Origin of the sequence: Acinetobacter guillouiae CIP 63.46 (assembly GCF_000368145.1) — a bacterium.
Taxonomy (GTDB): Bacteria; Pseudomonadota; Gammaproteobacteria; order Pseudomonadales; family Moraxellaceae; genus Acinetobacter; species Acinetobacter guillouiae.
Genome location: NZ_KB849286.1, coordinates 101,734 through 121,180, shown reverse-complemented (window position 1 = coordinate 121,180; position 19,447 = coordinate 101,734). Strand labels below are relative to the sequence as shown.

20 protein-coding genes and 2 pseudogenes are annotated in these 19,447 nt (G+C 35.0%); 9 read left to right on the top strand and 13 right to left on the bottom strand.

Annotated features, from left to right (window positions below; all coding sequences use genetic code 11):
- Nucleotides 1-44: 44 nt before the first annotated feature.
- Together F981_RS19090 and F981_RS19085 are read right to left on the bottom strand one after the other, a co-directional pair.
- On the bottom strand, nucleotides 45-428 hold the full coding sequence (locus tag F981_RS19090; RefSeq protein WP_004724583.1) for a lipoprotein: 384 nt from the start codon (nucleotides 426-428) through the stop codon (nucleotides 45-47).
- Nucleotides 429-868: 440 nt separating this feature from the next.
- Nucleotides 869-1,966: a TonB family protein gene (locus F981_RS19085; protein WP_151027099.1), complete on the bottom strand. Its 1,098-nt coding sequence runs from the start codon at nucleotides 1,964-1,966 to the stop codon at nucleotides 869-871.
- A gap of 816 nt (nucleotides 1,967-2,782) precedes the next feature.
- Here F981_RS19085 and F981_RS19080 point away from each other — a divergent pair.
- The gene (locus tag F981_RS19080) at nucleotides 2,783-3,130 is read left to right on the top strand and encodes an EF-hand domain-containing protein (protein ID WP_004724579.1); all 348 of its coding nucleotides are present in this window, start codon (nucleotides 2,783-2,785) and stop codon (nucleotides 3,128-3,130) included.
- Nucleotides 3,131-3,159: 29 nt separating this feature from the next.
- On the opposite strand, the pseudogene F981_RS23460 reads toward F981_RS19080, so the two are convergent.
- The 3 genes and pseudogenes from F981_RS23460 to F981_RS19065 form a co-directional block, all read right to left on the bottom strand.
- Nucleotides 3,160-3,432, bottom strand: a pseudogene (locus F981_RS23460) (SOS response-associated peptidase); the annotation flags it as partial.
- Nucleotides 3,433-3,517: 85 nt separating this feature from the next.
- Entirely contained in the window at nucleotides 3,518-3,871 is a 354-nt protein-coding gene (locus F981_RS19070) for a hypothetical protein (protein WP_151027098.1), read from the bottom strand.
- A gap of 7 nt (nucleotides 3,872-3,878) precedes the next feature.
- Nucleotides 3,879-4,328, bottom strand: a pseudogene (locus F981_RS19065) (tyrosine-type recombinase/integrase); the annotation flags it as partial.
- A gap of 278 nt (nucleotides 4,329-4,606) precedes the next feature.
- Here F981_RS19065 and F981_RS19060 point away from each other — a divergent pair.
- The gene (locus tag F981_RS19060) at nucleotides 4,607-4,984 is read left to right on the top strand and encodes a hypothetical protein (RefSeq protein WP_004724568.1); all 378 of its coding nucleotides are present in this window, start codon (nucleotides 4,607-4,609) and stop codon (nucleotides 4,982-4,984) included.
- A 56-nt stretch (nucleotides 4,985-5,040) separates the two neighbouring features.
- Here F981_RS19060 and F981_RS19055 read toward each other — a convergent pair whose 3' ends face one another.
- Nucleotides 5,041-5,481, bottom strand: coding sequence for a hypothetical protein (locus F981_RS19055; RefSeq protein ID WP_004724567.1), 441 nt, complete (start codon nucleotides 5,479-5,481; stop codon nucleotides 5,041-5,043).
- A 1,325-nt stretch (nucleotides 5,482-6,806) separates the two neighbouring features.
- Between F981_RS19055 and F981_RS24265 the strand changes: the two genes are divergently transcribed.
- The 5 genes from F981_RS24265 (at nucleotide 6,807) to glnA (ending at nucleotide 12,711) form a co-directional block, all read left to right on the top strand.
- Entirely contained in the window at nucleotides 6,807-6,917 is a 111-nt protein-coding gene (locus F981_RS24265; RefSeq protein WP_228722029.1) for a hypothetical protein, read from the top strand.
- Between the two features lie 401 nt (nucleotides 6,918-7,318).
- Nucleotides 7,319-8,179: a hypothetical protein gene (locus F981_RS19045; RefSeq protein WP_004724563.1), complete on the top strand. Its 861-nt coding sequence runs from the start codon at nucleotides 7,319-7,321 to the stop codon at nucleotides 8,177-8,179.
- Nucleotides 8,180-9,242: 1,063 nt separating this feature from the next.
- A complete protein-coding gene (locus F981_RS19040) occupies nucleotides 9,243-10,184 on the top strand; it encodes a hypothetical protein (RefSeq protein ID WP_004724560.1) in 942 nt (313 codons plus the stop codon).
- 135 nt (nucleotides 10,185-10,319) lie between these two features.
- Complete coding sequence (locus F981_RS19035) at nucleotides 10,320-10,853, top strand: GTP-binding protein (protein ID WP_004724559.1); 534 nt, start codon at nucleotides 10,320-10,322, stop codon at nucleotides 10,851-10,853.
- 442 nt (nucleotides 10,854-11,295) lie between these two features.
- Nucleotides 11,296-12,711, top strand: coding sequence for a type I glutamate--ammonia ligase (gene glnA / locus F981_RS19030; RefSeq protein ID WP_016539490.1), 1,416 nt, complete (start codon nucleotides 11,296-11,298; stop codon nucleotides 12,709-12,711).
- Between the two features lie 199 nt (nucleotides 12,712-12,910).
- Here the strand turns inward: glnA and F981_RS19025 are convergent, their stop codons facing one another.
- The 5 genes from F981_RS19025 to F981_RS19005 form a co-directional block, all read right to left on the bottom strand.
- Nucleotides 12,911-13,318 (bottom strand): DUF3106 domain-containing protein, encoded by a 408-nt coding sequence (locus F981_RS19025; protein WP_004724554.1) that lies wholly within the window; start codon nucleotides 13,316-13,318, stop codon nucleotides 12,911-12,913.
- Complete coding sequence (locus tag F981_RS19020; RefSeq protein WP_004724551.1) at nucleotides 13,308-13,634, bottom strand: hypothetical protein; 327 nt, start codon at nucleotides 13,632-13,634, stop codon at nucleotides 13,308-13,310. The genes F981_RS19025 and F981_RS19020 overlap by 11 nt, the downstream gene beginning before the upstream one ends.
- Nucleotides 13,627-14,241, bottom strand: coding sequence for an RNA polymerase sigma factor (locus F981_RS19015; protein WP_016539489.1), 615 nt, complete (start codon nucleotides 14,239-14,241; stop codon nucleotides 13,627-13,629). The genes F981_RS19020 and F981_RS19015 overlap by 8 nt, the downstream gene beginning before the upstream one ends.
- A gap of 155 nt (nucleotides 14,242-14,396) precedes the next feature.
- Entirely contained in the window at nucleotides 14,397-15,173 is a 777-nt protein-coding gene (locus F981_RS19010; RefSeq protein WP_004724547.1) for a TrmH family RNA methyltransferase, read from the bottom strand.
- A 112-nt stretch (nucleotides 15,174-15,285) separates the two neighbouring features.
- Nucleotides 15,286-16,260: a class 1 fructose-bisphosphatase gene (locus F981_RS19005; RefSeq protein ID WP_004724544.1), complete on the bottom strand. Its 975-nt coding sequence runs from the start codon at nucleotides 16,258-16,260 to the stop codon at nucleotides 15,286-15,288.
- 175 nt (nucleotides 16,261-16,435) lie between these two features.
- Between F981_RS19005 and F981_RS19000 the strand changes: the two genes are divergently transcribed.
- Complete coding sequence (locus F981_RS19000; protein ID WP_004724542.1) at nucleotides 16,436-16,621, top strand: NF038105 family protein; 186 nt, start codon at nucleotides 16,436-16,438, stop codon at nucleotides 16,619-16,621.
- Nucleotides 16,622-16,700: 79 nt separating this feature from the next.
- A complete protein-coding gene (locus F981_RS18995; protein ID WP_004724541.1) occupies nucleotides 16,701-17,306 on the top strand; it encodes an SMI1/KNR4 family protein in 606 nt (201 codons plus the stop codon).
- Nucleotides 17,307-17,465: 159 nt separating this feature from the next.
- Here the strand turns inward: F981_RS18995 and pal are convergent, their stop codons facing one another.
- A complete protein-coding gene (pal, locus tag F981_RS18990) occupies nucleotides 17,466-18,035 on the bottom strand; it encodes a peptidoglycan-associated lipoprotein Pal (RefSeq protein WP_004724538.1) in 570 nt (189 codons plus the stop codon).
- Between the two features lie 51 nt (nucleotides 18,036-18,086).
- On the bottom strand, nucleotides 18,087-19,370 hold the full coding sequence (gene tolB, locus F981_RS18985) for a Tol-Pal system beta propeller repeat protein TolB (protein WP_004724537.1): 1,284 nt from the start codon (nucleotides 19,368-19,370) through the stop codon (nucleotides 18,087-18,089).
- Nucleotides 19,371-19,447: the final 77 nt, after the last annotated feature.

The following is a 19,447-nucleotide window of genomic DNA, read 5'->3' as shown; positions in this document are numbered from 1 at the left end:
TTAATAAGGATTAACCAAGAGAAGTAGCATTAAGTAAATTAATTTCATAAAGTAGGTTTAGGAAGAGGAGTCTTTGGAATTAATTTTGAAGGTGAAGCTGACCCGAGTCCACAAGCCTTATTACCAGAATGTCCCCATTTTGTTACTTTCCCCCTTTCAATTAAAAATTTTGCTTCACAATAACTATCTTTTCTAGAATTATATACATCATAAGATATAATTTTTGAACCATTTGAAAGGGTATAGTTACCATTTGGTACACCCCATTGACTAATAAGTTCTTGCTCAGAAAGTCCTACTTTTTTATTCATTCTATCACTTATTTCCTCCCATCGTTTACTACCAAGTTGTTCGCCATTCGGTAATACATAGTTACTACATCCTGATAAAACTACGATTAATGAAGTGATAAAACATATTTTTTTCATAATTAGCTCTCATTTTTGTATCTAAATTCTTTTGATTGTTAATAATACAACAGTAGTAATTAAAAGTTAAAATTAATTGCTGTACTTCTATTTACTATTACGAACAGCCTTAGAGAGGGCAAGGTATTCTGTGTAGTTAAGTGTAGGGGCTAAAAAACCAGTTTTAAATTCTACATGCCATGCTTTGTATTTGTAACCTATAGGCTTCCATGGTGATGAGGTATTAGACCAATATTCACCATCTCCCAAACTAACCAACCAAAAGTGGGTTAGTGTGATTAACAGGTATTCACAATCTAAGTATCAGATGTATATCTTATATTCATAGCTACACTAAAAGTGTAGTTACAAGGGGTTGCATGATCGTCAGATCCTTAGTAATTTCAGTTGTGGTGATTTCCACCATACCTGGTTCTCAGAATCTGAGTACCGCCTTCAATTTAATCAAATTGAATTGGCAGTCTTAATCTGGCAACAACTGCCTTGCCATTTACTTTCGGAATATCAAACTGCCAACGTTTAACCGCTGTAAGCGCCAACCAACTAAATTCATCATTATTCCCAGATACAATTTTAGGTAAAATCACCATACCATCCTGATCTAAATAAAATTCTAACATTACTTTTGATTTTTGTGATTTATCAGAACCTATAGGCATTTCAGGGTGTGGTGCATATAATGGTTTAGGTACCGAATCTAAATCTTTCAACTCATAGATTTTTGTTTTTCCACGCTCTAAATTAGCCAATATTTGAGTTGTTGAGTGGCTATTTGATGTATCTCTATTAAACTGATTAAAATTCTGTTCTTTTGTGATCACTGACCAACTATGTTTACCATCTTTTTTTGCAGGATAAAATTTCCATGACTGTAAAGAAGCCTTCGCAGCTAAGCCAAATGATGGCTCACTGGCTGAAAGCACATTGGCTTGACGCACATTTCCATCAGGATCTATAACTACATACACCTTAGCTTTACCAGTAGTTTTCGATTTAAGTAGCTCATAGGGATAAACTAAAGGGGCTGCTATACGAATCTGCGGTGCGACATCATACTGTAAATCTGCTGGAAGGTTTTTTGATGCAGCAGGGATTCTAAAAGGATCAACACCATTACTTAAACCAGCTGACACAGAAAATTCAATGGGTATTTTCACAAAGCCGCTTTGTGGCTTACCATTAATTTTTTCCGGTTCAAACAGTGCCCCCATGACAGCTTGAACAGCGGCACGTTCTAAATCGGGGTGTGGTGAATCCAGTACCTCAACTTCGCTAACTCTGCCTGTTTCAGTAATTAATACTTTAAGCAGCACTTTACCCCTATTACCGAAATCGCTAAGATTTTTAGGGTAGGTGATTTTTGGTCTTTTTATGTACTTTATAGGGGTATTATTAGTGGATAAGGTTTGCATTACCCCAACATCTGGCAATGACTCTGTACTAGTCGTATTTGGTATTACTTCAGCCCAACCTTCTATCGTCAAAAGCAATAGTCCCAATAAATAAATTCTTTTTATTACCATCTTGATATCATCCATTTTTGTTTGAAAGTTAAACTTAAAATTATTAATGCATTTAATCTCATTGGATCAATAAAATTCACAGGATTATTCCCCAAATAGAAGTTCTATACATTTTCAAATTAATTTCATTTTACTACATCCATGGTCAATTTGATAAAAACAACGGGTCAGTTGCATAAAAATATCTAAGTAGCAAGCTCAACACTTGCTACTAGATCATTTAAGTTTCTAAAGAGTGATTCAGGCAGTACAATGATCAACGATTATTGTTTAAATATGTTTACTTTTAAATTCCATCAAATAAAACATTTAATCAAATCTAAAATAAAATGCAAAAAAAACGCAGATTTTTGTTATAAGTATTTGATATTTATATGAAATAAAGATGATTAATGCGCCTTTTTTTGATATATTAGTCTTCATAAAATAAGCAATTTTATATATCGTTAAAATCCTAATACAGAAATATACGATACGCAAAAGCATATGGAATTATAAAGAAGCAGTTGATGTTTTAAGAATGATAATTAAGTAACTACTGTGTACAATAAGTGGAGTGCTTTGAATGATGTGAAGAATAAGGCTTTTAAATAGGGCTTTATTTCTAGGAATAATTTTTGAATAAAACACCACCAAAAAACAGACAGTATTAGTCAATACTTTAATGTAATAAAAAATAGTAGTTCACCACTGCTTTTGTTTTAAAATAAAGTCGCTATTGATGTTTTGCTATCTATTACATTGAATAACCCTAAATGGCTTTCTTTAAATGATTTTTTCTAAATCACTTTGTCTATATAATCAAAGCTAATTAAAGATGGGATAAAACAAATGAAAAAAATAATCTGTATTCTGATTCTCAGTTGTAGCGCACTTTCAAGCTTCAGTCATGCCTGTGATCCGACTTCATTAGACTGGGAGAAATTTTATAAAATCTATGATTCAAATAAAAATGGTACCTTTGAACTTAATGAATTTTTAAAGGTTAAAGATTTTGAACCATATCCTTGGCCAGATGATAGACGGTTTCAAGGCAAAGATAAATACATTAAATTATTTAAATATCTAGATGAAAATCAAGATGGAAAACTTGTAGAAGATGAATTTGTCAAAATTTACGGTTTATTACCTAACCCTTGTGCTAATTGGCCTGATAAAGCTTGGTGGAAATTTTGGTAAGTGATTCAAAATATATATCCTAAGGTTCGTCAGAATAAGACGTTTTGTTTTTTTTCATCACGCGGAAAAGTGACAAACTCATCATGCATTTCAAAGAAATATTCATGAGCGTTTTCTTTATCAAAATTCAACCAATCTTTGCGGTATTCTTCTGGTATGACTATGATTGAGCGCTTTTCATTGTCAGGCGCGTGAAATTGCTTCATAAAAGGGTGGTTGTCAGAATTGATCGTAAGCATTGAAAATGATCTGACTTTTGAATCTTTAATTACAGCATCATCGTAGATTGCAGTAACAGTAAACTGATCAACTTCGACATCAAGTTAGGCGAGAGCATCTCTGGTGGGAATTTCATAGTTTGAACACATTTGCGTTCATTCTTAATTTTCATTTTATCTTCTCTACATTTGTTATTATTTTAATCGAATCCATATAAGTATGAACGTATGCATATAGAAAGCAAACCTTGTCTCCATTTTTAATTATTTCGTTATTTTTAATTTTATTATGAAGATCAAATTGTGGAAATATATTAAAGGCATCAACTTTATTTTCATTATTTTTAAAAGCAAAGTAGTCTTCCTTAAATCGAGAATTTGTGGATTTTAAACCTAAAAAAGTACCACATTTATTTATTTTACTCTCTGAATTTATTGCAGAATTAATTCTAGATTTTGTAGAAAAACTGTCATATAACCAAAAAACAATTATTCCAACAACAAGCAAAACAATAAATTTCATTTTAAATTTACCAACCATCAACGATATCAGACCAGTCTTGAATCATTTTTCTTCTCTCATCTAAATTTTGAGCATGGTTATATGTACAGCGGACAATGTTTTTATCAATATGGGCGAGTTGCATTTCAATCCATTCTGAACTGTAATTTTTTTCATGCAAAATCGTGGATGCTGTGGCGCGGAAGTCATGAGCAGTGCAATTTAGGCCCATTGTTTTTAATGCCTGGTTAATTGTGCTTTTGTTCATTACTTTGGACTTATTAAAGACTGAACAAAACACATATTCATCGTTAGATTGGATTTTTTGGTTTTTAAGGATTTCAACCATTTGCTTACTCAATGGAACCAAGTGTTGACGGTTCATTTTAATATTTCGCTCACCGACAAGAAGTTGATCTCTAGATGCAGGTGGGATAACTATTAAATCTTTTTCAAAATCTACCCAATCCCATGCTAGGTCTAGTTAGATTGGCAACAAACTATCAATTTAGAAGTTGCATCATTGGGGCTTGAAAGTCAGGGTATATTGTGGCATATTTTTGTTATAGTGCGCGAAGTTATAGTAATTCACTAGATATTAAGCTCACTTTTTAGTGAGCTTTTTTGTTGGTCAAATCTTTTATGATTAACCAATATTTAGCCAATTTATTAGAGTGAATATTCACTAACTTTAAACTTAATTACTAACAATATTTATATTTTTTGATTTATTGAATCACATAAGAATAGATAGAGATGATTGCAGATATATTTAGTAAAACTCTTGGCGGGTTAAGAAAAGATTATTTCATTAGAAATCTTATAATTGGTATTGTTGCTGCTGTACTAGCTTGGTTGATGATAGATACATTAGAGGCTAGAGCAACCACACCAAAACCATTCTGGAATTTAGTTATTATAAAAGGATTTTTTATATTTAATGGGCTGTTATACCCCTATGCAAAATATTTATATGATTATGTATGGGAGGTTATTACTGGAGATGCAGTTTACGTTTATTCTATCAATATCATTACAATATGGTTCAAGCTAATTGCAAGATTAATGTGCTTCTTTTTTGCATGGGTATTAGCTCCAGTTGGACTACTTATTTTATATTTTAAGAATAGTTAATTTTTTAATTAAGCCACTTTTGAGAGTTTTTTAATACTTAAAGATTTTTAGTTTAGTTAATTAGCGAATACCCGAATCCTAGCAATCAGGCAGAATGCAACCCCTGAAATAAATCCGCAAAGTAGGGAGAAGATGATCCCGTAAAGGTCAGGTATTCGTTCGGGTCCACCATTCAACAGATAAATGTAGGCATAGAATGTAACTGGTGCAAGTAGAGTGCACCAAAGGCACAATCGTGCAGAAGATAAAGCGTTTATATTGCGAAGGAAGATAGCCATCGGTAAAACCAGTGTAAAGGTGATAGTGTATGTAAAGGGAAGCCCAAACATAAGACAGAGAAAAAACATCGCAAAGGCGCCACCAAGATCTCCTTGGAAAAGCATAACTGTACCGTATGCCATTCCAATGACTAAAGGAACAACCAAAGGGGAGATAGACACCCCCTGTTTCAGGCTTCCTTCATGCTGAAGTTTAGAATTTTTATAATGCATATTCATCAATCGAATGCTTGTAAGATTAGCTTGTCAATTGTGTCACTTTAGCATTGCAAAAGGTTTTACAGAAGACTTTCAATTAGATCAATAAATTATTGAGATTTAGTAGCCCCCTCACAGTTGAGGCTTTTTTAATACTTAGAGGAAAGCTATGACAGACACAGTACAGGCTAGAAAAGACTTAGAGCTTTGCAGTGTTAAGTGATTGATTAAAGCTAAGCAAGTCTTGATTTAATATCAAAGTTTGCTTTATAAACAGATTTACATATTTTGAGTTAGGGAGGCTATTGATTGTATGAAATATATATTTTTCTTAGCAATAATAGTGTCACTACTTATAATTATCTATAAACCTAGTATCCCCTCAGAGAGTAAAAAGAGTAAAGAATTTCATAGATTAGGGTCAGTACTAACGGAATGTCAGGGCATAGACCCACCCAAAGAGGTGGATAAGAAAAAGTATTACGATTATTGTAAATGCGTTAAGAATCCTGTTGATGCACGTAACAAGGAAGAAAAAGAGAAGAGTTGTATTGAAGATTTAAGAAGCCCAAATTAGTCGGGATTTTCTGTATTTTTTATAATACTCTGGTCATAAGAACCATGAGCGTAGAGTAAAAAGTATGCTCATTGCACGACTATAAAGCTAACGGATATGAGGGGGCGTTCGATCCGAATTTTTCGTCAGGATTAAATCAAATTATATTAATTTGGGCTTGAACAATAATTTTACTCATTTTATTTAATCTAAACTTCCTTTGGAAGGATTTTTAATTAATTGATTTAAATAAAGATTATGAAAAGTTTTAGCGAAAGTAGAATGTTAAATCTAGCCATACTTATTTGATTGCATAGTTTTAAGAATTAATCACCACCTTCGGGTGGTTTTTTATGTCTGTAAAAGAGTTGAGAATATCAAATGGCTTTAGGTTCTAATGATTTTCACTTAAAACTTTTAGACTAATACAACTGGCTTGTAATAGGGAATGAATGGTGCAATTTACCGACTATGGTAGCCTTAGGTGTTGGCTTAAGTATCTAAGGATTAGGTAAGCAGTACACTTATATACAAACCGTTCAGCGCAAATAAACATAGCCACAAAATTTTAACTAAGCAATGGCAGGCATCCACCAAGTTGCACTAGCAACCAATTCTAATTTAACTACAGCTGTTTATTTATGCACTTGCCTTAATGCAGTTGGCAAAGAAATGGGGGATAACGCAAGAACAGGCGTTAGATCTTACAAAAACAGTAGCTCAAGCGATTTAAATTGGTGACGGATCAGCCAAAACAGTAGATGGTGCGGTTACCCAATTTATTCAGGCAATGCAAGGTGATGTACTTCTTGGTGAAGAATTCAATAGCATCATGGCGGGGAGTTACAATCTAGCTGAAGCTTTAGCTAGAGGAATAAGTGTAACTTTGGAAATACTATAGAAACTTCGCCATATTGAGACGATTCAGTTTTAAAAATTACTAAGCATTATTTAATAAGTGATCATCTTGAAAACCATTTAAGCTTCTTTTATGTAGGAATAATTTGTCTGTTCATTCAAAGTAATATTCGTATTTTTTAAGTGTTTATATATGGTGGATTACTTTTAATTTAAAAGTTGAGTAGGGTTTGAATTAATATTTAGATTTCGAATAAATTGGTTAATTATTTTTTAATAGGGTTGTTGAATAATTGCTTGACACTATTTTTAAATTGAGTTTATATGTTTTATTCGAATGCTTAATGATTTTATTAAGTGTTTTATAAGAAAATTGATGTAATTTTATTATGAATAGTATTTTTAAATAAATACTTTCTTGAATATAAGTATAGGAATGTCATTATGAAGTTATTTAATAAACCTATTTTAGTCGCTTTTTTAGGAATCGGATTAGTTGCTTGTGGTGGGGGGAGTGATAATAACTCGAACTCAAACAATGATTCTAACACAAATTCGAACAATGGTTCTAATACCAACAATAATTCTACAGGGTCGATTGTTGAGAAGCTTGATACATCAAAAGCATATAGAATTATTTATTCTTTTCCTGAATCAAGTGGCTCATCCAATATTACTGCGGTTAAACAAAATGATATTGGCATTATTACTGAGTTTGGTGCATATAAATTATCTGGAACTATTGTTGGTAAAGAAATTTCAGGTAATAAAAATTATGCCATAGCTCGAATAGCTGGAGGTAATATAGATTATGCGGCGGATGGGGAAAATAAAACGACAGATGTTTCTAAATATGCGAATGGTTCATATTATTATTTTGTATCTTCACCACTAACGAAAAAACTTGAATCTTCCTCAATTAAAAGAGTGAATTGTACAGATATAAATGCGACCCAAGCAAAAATAACAAATGATAAAAGTAATAATTACTTTGTTTCTCCGACTATACATAATGGAAGCGTTACATTAAACCCAGATGGAGCAATAGGTATTTCATTTACAGCTAAAATAGGAAGTGATGAAACTTCATATAACTCATCAATGAATTGGGTTGAAAATTTTAACGCTTATAACTCCTTTAACTTATTAGGAATAGAAAATCAACAAGGTCAATCAAGTAATATAGGGACATTTAATATTTCTAATAACGGTAAAAATAGCGTTGTAGCAGGCTCTATTTATAAAATTAAACTTAAAGATGGTTCAATCTATGAAGGAGCTATGTCGATGATATGTAATTACTAACGAATAGTTCTTAGCTCATTTATGAAAAGGCAAAGAGAAATTACGCTTGCCTTCTTATTTAGGGTAAGGTTCTTATTTATAATATTGATTTTTATGTAATTTTAAAGATTTGGTGATAAATGGTGGTTGAGTTGATCTCTCTTGTGTTCTCATTGCAAATAATTTTTACAAAATCTCTATCTAGCACTATCTCAAATAAAGCTAAAAATTTTTTAACTTTCTGGTAAGCCTTCCAATTTTTAATTCTTGCATAACATCATTAAATAGGTTCCTCTGATTAAAGCACTATTAAGAATTATCCTTTTCTCTTATCTATCGTTGATAAAATAAATTTCTTCTGTTGAAAATGCTTACACTACCTCTTACTTGCGTGCTTTAGGCAAACCTACAGCAGGGTACAAGGTAATGGGAGATATCAAAACTCATCAATGTTTTTATTAAAACGAAAATGCCAAAACGATTGCCCACTTGGCTTGTCACCTTTAAAACAAAGCTCATCGCTATTTATCATCAATGTGGTAAAACGTTCATTCTCATTCAGTTCACTTAACACAACAATTTTGAACCCATGTTAACGAAATTGTTGCTGTTGAAGCTCTGGTTTATTCTTTAGACATTTTAGAGCACTGGATATTACTTATTTAATAAGCAGGGTAAGCCAATACATGCTAAAAACATCTATTGGATGCATGAGAATATAAGATTAATTGATCAAGTTAAAATAGATTTATTCATGTTATCGATATTAATATACAAATGTTATTAATATTTTTAAATAAAACATTTAGTTTTATTAAATTTGATTGGTATTATTTCTATGCTGAAATATCACTGATCTTACCTTGTTTTAAATTAATTTATTGAAATTTAAAGATATATATTACTTTTAATGTTTGGTTTTAGTTTTGTTTGATATTTTTTTTAATAACTATTCTTGTATTTTATACGCTTAATAGTATATTAAATTTGTACAATTTTTTTACAGCAAATATAGTGTTTTGTATTTTATTTTTCTATAAAAATGATAAACTGTTCACATTCTATGCGAGGCCATGGGGGCTAAATGAAAGAAGAAATAAAAATCGCTATATTCGGTTTGAGTTTAAATGTGCTCGATGCAATTAAGCAGAAAATACGATCTATGTATGATGACTCACTTCAAGTAAGTTGGGCGAATATTGCTGACCCTCATTTAGATATTCTTCTTGTAAATGATATGTTTTTTAGTTCACCTACAATTCAAAATTTGGTTGGTGTAAAAAAAGTCCCTTATTTGCGTCTGGTCAATAAGAATGAAAAATCAGGGCAAATAGAAGGAGATAAATTATATTTACCTTTTTCCCCCTCAGATGAAATTCGAAAATGGTTTAAAGATCGCTATTTACATGTACCTGTCAGTGATAAAGCAGTCAATATTGTCAATCAGATTTCAAAAAAAGCCGATTTAACCAAGGTGGTTGCTGAGCTTTTTAATGAAAGAAATGGCAACGTTCAAGTATTCGACTCAAAAGGCAACATCGCATTAGTTAATATTCGCACACAGCAAGTTTGGATAGACCCTTTACGAAAAGTGCAGGGAACGGATGTTTCTTTAAATTTTACTTATGCAACTATGCAAATGGCACAGTCTGTCAGTACTTTTCAAGGTATAGAACTTAGATCTTGGGTGTGGAATTTATTGTGGTATTCAGATGATGTCAATATTCCAATCAGTTCTAACGATTGTTATAAACTGCTAGATTGGCCGCAACCGAATCATCAAAATGAGCGGCAAATGGTTTTTAAAATTGCAGCGTGTTTTGAATTGGGAGCAAGTGTTTCCCAAGTGACTCAGAAAACAGGTTATAGCAAAGAGCAAGTCGCTAAATTTGTTTCGATTGGCATATTGACCAATGCGCTGAAAAAAATAGCGGTTGAAGATGCAAAATTACTCACTGAGGAAAAACAATCTTCAGGCATTTTACGTGGGTTTTTTGGTAAGTTAAGGAAAAAATTAGGGCTTTAAGTGTGTGAAAAACATGCGAATCAAATAAGGCTTGTAAAAATTAACCCTTAAATCAAGTTTGTTTAAACTGACACGATAAATAAATGCATAGTCAGTTTATATGATGCAGTGATAAGTTTAAAAATAGGTGATGATGTGATCTTACAAAAGTATAAAATTGTTTTTGGCGGTAAAATGGGCGCTGGTAAAACAGAAGCAATCAAATCATTATCTGAAATTTCAGTCTTATCTACAGAAGCACAAAATACAGATGAGCAAGCACACAGTAAAGCATTGACCACTGTCGGGATTGACTATGGTGAAATTAAATTAGATGAAGGCGTTATTGTTGGATTATATGGAACACCAGGGCAGGATCGCTTTGATTTTGTTTGGTCAGTGATATGTAAAGGTGCAATCGGCGCGGTGGTGTTGATTGATCATACGCAAAAAGATGCTCTGGAAGATTTAAAATTTTATTTTCAAAGTTTTAAGGAACATCTCAACAATATTGTGGTTGGTGTGACCCATATAGATGAAAATCCGCAGCATCTACTAAAACCTTATAAAGATTGGATGCAATTAAATCAATTGACCATGCCAATTTTTGCGGTGGATGCCAGAAAAAAAGATGATGTATTGATCATGGTTGAAGCGCTTATTGCAAGAGCCGAAGTCGAATTTGGCTAATTGTCGATATAGTAGATCGTAGATTGTAAAATCACATTGCTTTATTAAAGGCTGTATAGAACAATGTTAAAGGCGTATACAGACTGAATACGCCTTATTTTAATGCTTTTGAAATAAAAAATTGCCATCATCTTAAAAAATAGTCGATAAAAAGTGTTGTTCGCGTAATATAAGCACCAAGATAAAACATTTTATTCAGTTTGCACAAAAATAGTGCGTTAAAATTGTGCGTAATAATTTTAAAATGAGAAGTGTGTTTGAATATGGTGCAATTCTATTTGCACTCAGTATAATAGATGGAATTTAATCGTTGCTAAGCTTATTTTCTGATAAGAAATTCAATATTTTAGCAATTATTTTAAAAGTTGGTATGCTACTTGCTTTATAAATACCAACTACTAACACGCACTTCACAAGTGCAACAAAAATTCATTGGAGCAAAATGAGCATGGCGAACAAGGTCCTTCAACTCATACAAGAAAGTGGCGCAAAATGGGTCGATTTTCGCTTTACTGATACTAAGGGTAAAGAGCAGCACGTAAGCTACCCATCAGACACTATCGATGAAGATACTTTTGAAGATGGTAAAATGTTTGATGGTTCTTCAATTGCTGGTTGGAAAGGCATTGAAGCATCTGACATGATTTTACGTCCAGATCCTGAAACTGCTTTCCTTGACCCGTTCTTTGCTGAAGCAACCATCGTCGTTACTTGTGATGTTATTGAACCATCTACTGGTCAAGGTTATGACCGTGATCCACGTTCGATTGCTCGTCGTGCGGAAGAATACCTAAAATCAACAGGTATTGGTGATACTGCATTCTTTGGTCCAGAACCAGAATTCTTCGTTTTTGATGAAGTTAAATGGGACATCGATATGTCTGGCGCTCGCCATACATTAATCGCTGAAGAAGCTGCTTGGTCTACAGGTAAAGACTACGAAGCAGGTAACTCTGGCCACCGTCCTCGTGTTAAAGGTGGTTATTTCCCAGTTCCTCCAGTAGATTCTTCACAAGATATGCGTGCTGAAATGTGTGCACGTATCGAAGACATCATGGGCCCTGGTCGTGTAGAAGTGCACCATCATGAAGTTGCATCTTGCCAATTAGAAATTGGTGTAAGCTTCAATACGATGGTTCGTAAAGCTGACGAAGTTCAACAGTTCAAATATGCTGTATGGAACGTTGCGCATCAATATGCGAAAACAGCGACGTTTATGCCTAAGCCTATGGTTGGTGATAACGGTTCAGGTATGCATGTTCACATGTCTATCTCTAAAGATGGCAAGAACTTGTTTGCTGGTGATGAATACGCTGGTCTTTCAGAAATGGCGCTTTACTTCATCGGTGGTATCATCAAGCATGCGCGTGCATTGAATGCGATCACAAACCCTTCTACTAACTCATATAAGCGTTTGGTTCCTCATTTCGAAGCGCCAATTATGCTTGCTTATTCTGCACGTAACCGTTCTGCTTCGATTCGTATCCCATACGTTTCTAGCCCTAAAGGTAAACGTATTGAAGCGCGTTTCCCTGATCCAATGATGAACCCATACTTAGGTTTTGCAGCATTATTGATGGCTGGTCTTGATGGTATTCAAAACAAGATCCACCCAGGTGAAGCAGCTGATAAAAACTTATATGATCTTCCTCCTGAAGAAGAAGCTAAAATCCCAACAGTTGCGCATAGCCTAGATATGGCACTTGAAGCACTTGAAGCGGATCATGAGTTCCTTCTTAAAGGTGGTGTATTCACAAAAGAAATGTTGGATGCATACATCGAGCTTAAAACTGAAGATGTACGTCGTTTAAATACGACGACTCACCCAGTTGAATTTGATATGTACTATAGCTTGTAATTCGTTTTCGAATTTAAGTGATGAAAAACCTGCCTTGTGCAGGTTTTTTATGCATGAAAATTAGAAATTCAGCATTTTAATTTTAAAATTATGAGAGAGGAGAATTGTCAGTAATGGTGTGTTTGGATTTTGACGATGTTGAGTTTGAAGATAAAAAGCCAGTTAAATAACTGGCAATGAATAAAATTTAAAAATATGCTTAATGTGAACCCGTGATATTCTGTTGATATTTCACCATATATTGTTCACGAATTTCATTGCGCTCATCAGATGTTGATGCTTTTTGCATTTTTTTGCGCATTTCGTTGCGTTCAGCGGTGCTCATTTGCTGCCAGACTTCACGCATTTTTTGCTTTTCTTGTTCAGGAAGCTGAGTAAACCAATCCATGCGTTGTTGCAGTGCTGCACTTTGATCAGTCGGAATTTCTTTTAAATTTTGATAGCGTTTAATTAGTGCTTTTTGTTCGTCCTCAGAAAGGGCATCCCATGTTTCATTGACTTGACTGTTCGCATCTTTAGAAAAAATCCAAAAACGTTCAAATCCAGCAAAACTTGTTTGTAGAAAACCAATAGCACAAAATGCCAAAGCTAATTTTCTAGCTGCCATGAGAATTTTTATCCTCACCAAATACAGACAACATATCTAAATCTTCCATCATTTGAGGTGAAAGTTTAGGGCTAATCACCACTTGTTGCGGAGTTTGCGATTCTGGTGATACATCAAAAGCATTGGGAATCACAACAAAACCAGTAATTGCCGCTGCAAGCGCAAAGCCAGTCATTTTCCAGTGACCAAAACGTGAGGTTTGTTTATCTTGGATATGATCAAGCACATTGTTCATCACCACTGCTTTATTGCGGTGATTACGTGCAGCTTCATCCAGTTTTGCCGTCACTTGTTTGGTGAAATCATCATTATTCATGTGATGAACCTCCATACGGATTTAAATGTGAGAGCGAAGTTCTTAGTCCTTGAATAGCTCTGTGATAATGGGTTTTTACACTACCTTCTGTACAGTTCATAATAGATGCAGTGGTTTGAGTATCAAATCCTTCCCAAGCGCGTAACATAAATGCTTGTTGCTGGCGTACAGGGAGGCGGCTAATGGCTTCTTGAATTTCCTCAACGGTGACATCTTGATCTAGAAATTGAAGTGGATTAGGTGTGGATTCATCCACAATTTCCATGGCCTCTTCATCATCAGAATCTAAATCAATTTTTCGAAATAACGAAAATGGAGAAGCGCGTCGTGCTTCTTTGCGTCGCCAATCTTGTAATTTGTTATTTAAAATTGTATAGAACAGTGGATACCACTCTTCGGTAGATTTCTCAGCATAAGATTTATGTAAGGAAATAAATGCTTCCTGTACCAAATCCATCGCAATCCCATTGTGACCTTGGGTTGCATTTTCCATCATCACTAGGGCACGACCCGTCACGTCCTGCATGAAAAAACGCAGGCGCTGCTCACTCGTACTCGTTTGAGCACTTGCTGTTTCAGACTGTGACTTCTTTGGTGCTAAGTCCATAGAGATGGAAAATCCCGTCATGGGTACCCACCATTATTTTAAATTCATATCTCTATAACGTTAAAAAAATGGTTTGGGTTGACATGTAAATCAATTATTTTTTTCAGTTTAAATGATTTTTTCCAATAACGGGCAATATTTAAAATAAATTAACCTTATAGTCGTTGTCTAACCATTTCAAAGAAACAAATCGAGCCTGCAACTGCAACATTGAGGGATTCTTGACCACCAGGTTGCGGAATAGATACCGCTTCTGCGCGTTTAAGGGCAAAATCTGAAACGCCTTGACCTTCGTTACCTAGAATCCAAACACATTGTTTGCGCAGGTTTTTAGTGTAAAGGCTTTCTGCCTGATGCGAACTGGTGACATACACAGGAATTTTAAATTGCTTGAGTAGGTCTTCAAGGATCACGTTTTCATATGTGTGTAATGAAAAATGCGCCCCCATACCGGCACGTAATACTCGTGGTGACCATAATGATGCAGAACCTTTGGTACAGACAATTTGTTCAATACCCGCGGCGGCGGCTGATCTGAGTAATGTGCCAACATTGCCCGGATCTTGGACATTTTCAAGAATTAGCGTGTCTTCAGTAAAATTCAGTGCCTGAGTTGAACTTGGTAAATCCACAATGGCTAGACATGCAAGGCTGGTCCCAAGGGTACTTAAATCTTTGTATAAAGATTCACCCACCACAAACACGATACCTTGATATTGGTCAAGGATACTGCCTAAATCTTCATGATCTAAGGCATGTTCAGTGGTGAAAATTGAATTGATTTTTCGACCTTTTTCTAACCATGCAAGCGTAAGATGGGTTCCCTCAAGTACAGTTTGTCCCTGTTTTTTACGGTAAGTGTTTTGTTCAATTAAACCTCTGAGGTGTTTAATTTTGGGATTGTCTTTTGATTCAAGGAAAATTGTAGGCATGGGAGAGTACGTCCAAAAAATTAAGTAGGGTCTGTGATCATTCTATAAAGAAATTGCAACAGACCCTAGCTGGCGTTACTCCCTAAATAGAGAGTAAGAAAAGAGAGAAGAATTAGTTGTGGTAGCTGGTAACAAGCTCAACTTCATTCTTAGAACCAATGATAACAGGAACACGTTGATGTAACTCAGTCGGTTGAATCTCTAGAATACGTGTACGACCTGTAGTCGATGCGCCGCCAGCTTGTTCCATTAACATACTCATTGGGTTGGCTTCATACATTAAACGTAGACGACCTGCTTTTTTAGGATCTTTAGTATCGTATGGATATAAGAAAATACCGCTACGACATAAAATACGATGAATATCACCCACCATACACGCCACCCAACGCATATTGAAATCTTTTTCACGTATAGATGTTTTACCCGCTTGTAGTTCATCGATATAACGTTTTACAGGCGCTTCCCAATGACGTTGGTTTGATGAGTTAATCGCAAACTCTTTGGTATCCGCAGCAACTTGAATATTTTCAGAAGTGAGCAAGAATTGCTTTTCTTCAGGGTCGTAAGTGAAAAATACAACACCCGCGCCAACGGTCAAAGCCATCATTGTCGATGGGCCATAAAGCACATAACCTGCTGAAACTTGTTGAATACCTGCTTGCATGAAGTCTTCAGCTTGCGTTACGGCATTTTGAGCAGGAAGGATAGAAAAAATTGTTCCTACACACATATTAATGTCAATATTGCTTGAACCATCTAATGGATCAAATAAAACCAAATATTTGCCATTTTCTTGAGCTGGGGTAAATTCATCTAATTCTTCAGATGCGAGTCCACCTACATTTGGATTGGCTTTTAAAGCATCAATCAAATAGTCATTTGAAATCACATCAAGTTTTTTTTGCTCTTCACCTTGTACATTTTCATGTTGTGCACTCCCCAAGACACCAGCTAAAGCACCTTTCTGTAAAGCCTGATCAATGGTTTTGCAGGTATTTGCAATTGTTTCAATTACATTGGCAAGTTCAGATGTTAAGTTCCCTTGTTGTTGTTCTAAATATTGGGATAGGGTGCGATATGACATATCAGAGGTGCTCCAAAAGCGATAAATTTTTACAAACCAAATAATGGAGGCTATTTTAGATGAGTTCAGCACAAAATAGAAATTATCCTGTGTTATTTGTCGTGAAATTACCCTTGAAAGTATTTTAGAAAGTGTTATGTTGAATATACGTACAATAGCGTAAAGGAGCACTGACATGACAACGACAAAGTTTGAAGCGACTCCGACTCCAAATGAAAGCATTGATTTAAAAGATATTAGTGCTGAAAAAGTGAAAGAAGCATGGAAGAATTACGAAGCTAAGCCTGAATTCAAAGAATTCAATAAGCATGACATGATTGAATCTATGCAAAGCCCCAAGCCAGATGAGTCAAAGGCTTAATCAATAAAAAGCGTTCATTACTATATGAGCGCTTTTTTCTATTCATTTATTTTATATTAACTCCGAACAATAAATCTTCATGATAGAGATTGATCACAAAACAGACATTATCATTCCATTTAATAAAATTGGTGAACCAGAGTGGGATGTTAAAACTCGCCTAATTTTAGAATCTCTTGCTGATTTCAATGATGATGAGATTGTACCTGCAATTGATGATGAGCAAATTTTTAAACTTGAACAGCGTTTAAATTGTCACTTACCTGAATCTTTAAAGATCTTTTATCAGCACTTTGGGGTTGCTGATATTGGTGAACAATTGCAGCAATTTGATGATATTGGCTACTTAAAAGATATTTGGGCAAATGCACCGCAATATGCGCCTGAATTTAGTCAGACCGATTTAGCAGTTTTACCTCATCTGATTACATTTAGTGATTATCTTGGTAATGGCAATATGTTTTGCTTTCATGACAGCAGCAAAGAAATCTATTACTTTGATCATGACGACACGCCTTATTTAAGTAAAATATTGGACTGTGTGGATGACTATATTAAAGGTTGTCTGATTTTAGTGCAGTCTGAGTTTTTTGCTGAAGCACATCCAGATGAAGTGGATGAATGGGTAGTGAAACGGTTTATTGCGGTATTTAATGAGCAAATACTCAAGAAATGGCGTTATTAATATAAATTACCTTGAACATGGTAAGCAGTTTCTTATTTTAATATATAAAATCAATACTTTATCTTGAAATAGGGGCGCTGAATAAGAAGAAATTATAATAAAAATGCCCAATTGAATTGGGCATTTTTTATGGTCTATTTTAATAATGCAACTTTGGCATTATTTTAAAAGAGGAGGAACGGCTTCGTAGTTGATTTCAACACGGCGGTTTTCTTTCCAAGCTGCTTCATCATGACCAGCATTGATCGGCATTTCTTTACCGTAGCTTACCGCTTCTAATTGGGTTGCTTTAACACCATTGGTGATCAGGTAGCTTTCAACAGCTTTAGCACGACGCTCACCTAAAGCCATGTTGTACTCACGCGTACCACGTTCATCTGTATGACCTGTTAATGCCACTTTAGAGTTGGCATTGGCAATCAAGAACTGCGCATGTGCTTGTAGTGTTTGGTAGTCATCATTGGAAAGATCACTACTGTCATAATCAAAATGTACCACACGTTTTGCTAAAAATGCTTTATTGGCTTCAGTCACGCCTTTAGATGAAGCACCATTTAAGTTTTGTGCATTTAAAGCAGCATCTTCACTTAAACCACTGGTATTTACTGTCGTCGCACTATTTGGATTGGTTCCTGATTCTACAGTGGCAGCAGGTTTACGGCTTGCACAACCTGTCATCACCAAGCTTGCTGCTAATAAGGGTAAAGCTAGATATTGAATTGACTTCATGTTGATCTCCGGTATTTCAATTTTAAATAAGTGATTTACATCTTGATTAAATTATTTAGGGGCCCAAGCCGGTTCACGTACTTCACCTTGTTCACTTGGTAAGTTCATGCGGAAGCGACCATCTGTAGACATGATTGCCAATAAGCCACGATTACCCTCACGTGTTGCATAAACCACCATTTGCCCATTTGGAGAAAAGCTTGGTGATTCATCTAAACTTGTTGGTGTCAAAATATTGGTGATACCTGTAGAAATTTCCTGAATGGCAACTTTGTAGTTACTACCAGAAGGGCGGTGTACCAATGCCACATATTTACCATCGGCACTTAATGTACCGCGTGCATTAAATGCACCACGGAAAGTTAAACGTTTGGTCGAGCCGTCATCAAAACTATAACGGTAAATTTGTGCTGATCCACCACGGTCAGATGTGAAAATAAACGATTTTCCATCTGGAGCATAACGTGCTTCTGTGTCAATTGCGCTATCGTTGGTCATGCGCTTCACTTGACGTGAATCTAAATCCATTTGATAAACTTCAGGATTTCCATGCATTGACGCAGTAAACAGCATTGATTTCCCATCAGGAGAGAAACTTGGTGCACCGTTTAAACCGCGAAATGCAGCGAGTTTTTCACGTGCACCTGTGGCTAAATCTTGGATATAAATAGCAGGGCGCTTGGTTTCAAATGAAACATATGCAATTTTTTTCGCATCTGGCGTCCAAGCAGGTGAGAGAATAGGATCTCTTGAACTTAATACCGTTTTAGGTTGCTCACCATCGGTATCTGCAATTTGTAAGGTATAACGAGTCTCTGGTGTTGCAGGGTTACGTAACACATAAGCAATACGTCCTGTGAAGTCACCTTGAATCCCTGTAAGCGCTTGATAAATTGCGTCACTGATCATATGTGCCGCAGAACGTACACGTGATGCTGGGATTGAGAGCAATTCATTTAATAGGAATTTCTGCTTTTCAACATCATAGAGTTGGTAATGTACTGCCAATGAGCCATCTGCATTGGTTTTAGAGTCACCTAAAACCACATAAGGAACCCCAGCCGCTTTCCATGCTTCCGCATTTATATTGTTTATGTTTGCAGTTGCAGGAAGATTTTTTGATGAACTGGTAAAGCGCCCAGAGCGATTTAAATCTTGTTCAACAATAGGGTAGATAGATTGATCATTACTAAATGGAATGATGGCAATTTTAGGTGCAGATTCAGGTGCTTTGGCAATTTCTAATTGCAATTGTGCATATGATGTGGTGATCAATGCTGGACTAAATGCAACAATAATTGCGAATCCTAATAGATGTTTAGGCATGATTTTCATTGGACTTCATGTACTCAAATATCAATTTTTAACTATGCTTAGCTTTGTAGCACAAAGACATGATTTTAATCTATATA

Excerpts from the sequence above, each read along its gene's own strand:
- F981_RS19090 (WP_004724583.1), bottom strand. The coding sequence starts at position 428 with ATGAAAAAAATATGTTTTATCACTTCATTAATCGTAGTTTTATCAGGA.
- F981_RS19085 (WP_151027099.1), bottom strand. The coding sequence starts at position 1,966 with ATGGATGATATCAAGATGGTAATAAAAAGAATTTATTTATTGGGACTA.
- F981_RS19080 (WP_004724579.1), top strand. The coding sequence starts at position 2,783 with ATGAAAAAAATAATCTGTATTCTGATTCTCAGTTGTAGCGCACTTTCA.
- F981_RS19070 (WP_151027098.1), bottom strand. The coding sequence starts at position 3,871 with ATGAAATTTATTGTTTTGCTTGTTGTTGGAATAATTGTTTTTTGGTTA.
- F981_RS19060 (WP_004724568.1), top strand. The coding sequence starts at position 4,607 with ATGATTGCAGATATATTTAGTAAAACTCTTGGCGGGTTAAGAAAAGAT.
- F981_RS19055 (WP_004724567.1), bottom strand. The coding sequence starts at position 5,481 with ATGAATATGCATTATAAAAATTCTAAACTTCAGCATGAAGGAAGCCTG.
- F981_RS24265 (WP_228722029.1), top strand. The coding sequence starts at position 6,807 with ATGCAAGGTGATGTACTTCTTGGTGAAGAATTCAATAGCATCATGGCG.
- F981_RS19045 (WP_004724563.1), top strand. The coding sequence starts at position 7,319 with ATGAAGTTATTTAATAAACCTATTTTAGTCGCTTTTTTAGGAATCGGA.
- F981_RS19040 (WP_004724560.1), top strand. The coding sequence starts at position 9,243 with ATGAAAGAAGAAATAAAAATCGCTATATTCGGTTTGAGTTTAAATGTG.
- glnA (WP_016539490.1), top strand. The coding sequence starts at position 11,296 with ATGAGCATGGCGAACAAGGTCCTTCAACTCATACAAGAAAGTGGCGCA.
- F981_RS19025 (WP_004724554.1), bottom strand. The coding sequence starts at position 13,318 with ATGGCAGCTAGAAAATTAGCTTTGGCATTTTGTGCTATTGGTTTTCTA.
- F981_RS19020 (WP_004724551.1), bottom strand. The coding sequence starts at position 13,634 with ATGAATAATGATGATTTCACCAAACAAGTGACGGCAAAACTGGATGAA.
- F981_RS19015 (WP_016539489.1), bottom strand. The coding sequence starts at position 14,241 with ATGGACTTAGCACCAAAGAAGTCACAGTCTGAAACAGCAAGTGCTCAA.
- F981_RS19010 (WP_004724547.1), bottom strand. The coding sequence starts at position 15,173 with ATGCCTACAATTTTCCTTGAATCAAAAGACAATCCCAAAATTAAACAC.
- F981_RS19005 (WP_004724544.1), bottom strand. The coding sequence starts at position 16,260 with ATGTCATATCGCACCCTATCCCAATATTTAGAACAACAACAAGGGAAC.
- F981_RS19000 (WP_004724542.1), top strand. The coding sequence starts at position 16,436 with ATGACAACGACAAAGTTTGAAGCGACTCCGACTCCAAATGAAAGCATT.
- F981_RS18995 (WP_004724541.1), top strand. The coding sequence starts at position 16,701 with ATGATAGAGATTGATCACAAAACAGACATTATCATTCCATTTAATAAA.
- pal (WP_004724538.1), bottom strand. The coding sequence starts at position 18,035 with ATGAAGTCAATTCAATATCTAGCTTTACCCTTATTAGCAGCAAGCTTG.
- tolB (WP_004724537.1), bottom strand. The coding sequence starts at position 19,370 with ATGAAAATCATGCCTAAACATCTATTAGGATTCGCAATTATTGTTGCA.